Raw genomic sequence first — 2497 nt, 5'->3', positions numbered from 1 at the left:
CTTTCAGACTCAGTCGTTTTTGGGGGGTTTGATCAGCTCACCGGTCTGCAACGACACCACAGCGAAGCTGCCCACAAAGACAACCGCCACCAGGACGAGGAAGGCCGCTATGAGATTGCTGATCTCAAGCTGCCCGAGCATGAAGGCAAACAAAATCGTCATCAAAAGCAGCAACCGCTTTTGAACTTAAACGGACTCGTCGTCGTTCAGATTGCCAAGAACCACGCCGACCATCGACAAAGCAATGGCAAGCATCACAACAAGTTCGATCATGCGGCTTTGTTGGAAATGCTTGGCTTCTTGAGCAGAACCGCCGCGATGGAGGGCTTGACCGTCACCTGGCCAGAAGAAGCAGATTGAGCTTGGGGCTGCCAAGTGGATGCTGCTGAGCAACGGGTGGGATTTTTCAACCAAGAACTACGTCCCATCAACCTTCAATCAGCTGTGCCAAGGATTGCGGCTGAAGCGCAGAAGATCTGTCTGATTGGCGACCGATGCCGGAAGTGAGGTGTTTCTTGATCAAGCACTGATGGCGTCAGGCGTTGCTTCCGACAAGCGCTCACGGATCTGAACAGCGGCCTGGCAATAGGCCGCCCAGCCCCCCATACTCCGCAGATCGGCACGGCCATGATCATCTACGGCATTCGATACACAAACACTCTCTACCTCTGCTTTTTCAAACGCCGCTAACCAGGGAATTTCCGCGTGCATCACATCCACATCAAAACCCTCCAAAATTTGGCGTGCTTCCTGCGCAAGCCGTTGTTTTCGGCTGTCCACTTTCACCAACAATGCGGCATGCATGGTGTCCATCTGCCTGAGGATTGAGGAGAGTTCAACGGTGAGCTCAACCAATCTCGCCTGCGGCGTGGTTGGCAGCAAAACAAAGTATGCTCCAGCCGAAATTTTTTTGAGTTCATCCTCGTGGCTGCTGGCCTGCCCGTCGGTGATGATTACCTGGGCATGGCGGGTGGCTTTCGCTGCAGCCTCCACATGCACCACCTCAAACGGAAGCATCCCTCGAGCTGCGTAGGCGGTTGCTAAGCGGTTGCGATCCGCATCAACAACACACACCGACAAGCCCTGCTGGGCCCATACACAAGCCAAATGAAGCTGGTGCAGGTTTTTGCCACACCACCCTTCTGGCCAAAGATAGTCAAAAATATGGCTGAGGTTTAAATGCGCGGAATGATCGCGTCGTTGGGAAAGAACTCTGCAAACACACAAATTGCGGTCGGCCCAACGGGCCTCCACTTCCAAGCGCATCAAGTGATTGCGCACCCACATCAAGGAGTCCACATCAATGGGTTTGTGGAACTTGTGCGGCGGCGCCTTCACCAAATCATCCTTGCTCTGAGAGCTGTTCATGACCGCGAAAACTGATCTGTCCAGACCGTACGGATGGCGTCCTTGGGCGCCATGAGCTTCACACTGAGTAAGCATCAAGGATCACCAATCGCAGCCGAACTATTCAGCAGAACAACGAATTAATGGAAGCTTCGAGTCCGAGCCAGAGTTATCAGAGCTTGAACCTTAATATCGGTAGCCGATCCATCATTTCAACCATTCAAGCGGCGACAGAATCGATTCAATTTACCTTCAGCCGTGATGATCCAAAAAGCACCACAACTCAAGCCGCGCCCGGTGCACACACCTCCCAAACGTGCTTGAAGCACTGAAGGCCTGAAGCAAACAGCCTGAGCTGAACAGAATTCCTGTTCTGTAACAGTACGAACGACACGTGGATTGACAGCCCTCTATAAAGGATCTGTAGCAACTGCTACTCAATCACGTTCACCTCGTCTTCGGCGAGGCGCAGTTCGACTCAGGCCATGGAACGGGGACCTGAGCTTGCTTCGAGGAACCCATCATGACCCTGACCTATCGCGGCCAGAAGTACAACCAGAACAACGCTGCTGCATCCAATGCCCAGCGCCCTGTTCTTGTTTATCGCGGTCAGAAAGTCGCCCACTGACAAAACAGCACAACGACCTCTTTCAAGCCCCGCCTAGGCGGGGCTTTTCCTATGGCTCATTTGCCTTCAGGATCTGACTGCTCTGCCTTCCAACGTTCAAACCAAACCGCGACGGCGAGGGATACACCTACGGCAAATCCCGCACCAATCAGCACCACCCCAACTTCCACCGGCATCAACACCACCTGTTGCTGCCCCAAATCATCGGACAACACCAATCAAGACGGCAAAGGCTGCGCTATCGAACCAAGGCGTTATTGAACCAACGACTGATACGCCTCATTGATATGTCGAAACGCCTCAGCAGAACCACCGAGATCGGGATGATGCTGCTTCACCAGTTTTCGATGCGCCTGCTTGATTTCGGCTAGCGAAGCGTTGGCGTTCAACCCCAGCAGTTCTAAAGCTGCCATCCGGGGATCACGGGGATGTCCAAAATCCACGCGATCCGTACGCCGCTGATCCGTTCGAGTGCGACGTCCCTGCCGTGTGGAGCTGGCTTGGTCCTGGCGCTGACGCAAC

6 protein-coding genes are annotated in these 2497 nt (G+C 53.9%); 1 reads left to right on the top strand and 5 read right to left on the bottom strand.

Translation table 11 applies throughout. The annotated features are described in order from the left end of the window. Window positions 1-9: 9 nt before the first annotated feature. The 3 genes from ACGVJ8_RS02985 to ACGVJ8_RS02975 form a co-directional block, all read right to left on the bottom strand. Entirely contained in the window at window positions 10-162 is a 153-nt protein-coding gene (locus tag ACGVJ8_RS02985; RefSeq protein WP_392345418.1) for a hypothetical protein, read from the bottom strand. Window positions 163-186: 24 nt separating this feature from the next. Then, a complete protein-coding gene (locus ACGVJ8_RS02980; RefSeq protein WP_392345417.1) occupies window positions 187-414 on the bottom strand; it encodes a hypothetical protein in 228 nt (75 codons plus the stop codon). Between the two features lie 105 nt (window positions 415-519). After that, window positions 520-1107: a ParA family protein gene (locus tag ACGVJ8_RS02975; protein WP_392345416.1), complete on the bottom strand. Its 588-nt coding sequence runs from the start codon at window positions 1105-1107 to the stop codon at window positions 520-522. Between the two features lie 763 nt (window positions 1108-1870). Here ACGVJ8_RS02975 and ACGVJ8_RS02970 point away from each other — a divergent pair. Then, window positions 1871-1975 carry a DUF4278 domain-containing protein gene (locus ACGVJ8_RS02970; protein ID WP_392345415.1) on the top strand — a complete coding sequence of 35 codons (105 nt, stop codon included), beginning with the start codon at window positions 1871-1873 and terminating at the stop codon, window positions 1973-1975. A gap of 56 nt (window positions 1976-2031) precedes the next feature. Here ACGVJ8_RS02970 and ACGVJ8_RS02965 read toward each other — a convergent pair whose 3' ends face one another. Then, window positions 2032-2193 carry a hypothetical protein gene (locus ACGVJ8_RS02965; RefSeq protein ID WP_392345414.1) on the bottom strand — a complete coding sequence of 54 codons (162 nt, stop codon included), beginning with the start codon at window positions 2191-2193 and terminating at the stop codon, window positions 2032-2034. A 36-nt stretch (window positions 2194-2229) separates the two neighbouring features. Next, a partial coding sequence (locus ACGVJ8_RS02960; protein WP_392345413.1) for a J domain-containing protein occupies window positions 2230-2497 on the bottom strand: 268 nt, incomplete at its 5' end.

The organism is Parasynechococcus sp. (assembly GCF_042954245.1).
Taxonomy (GTDB): Bacteria; Cyanobacteriota; Cyanobacteriia; order PCC-6307; family Cyanobiaceae; genus Parasynechococcus.
The sequence above is the reverse complement of the archived record's forward strand: the minus strand, read 5'-3'. Positions and strand labels throughout refer to the sequence as shown.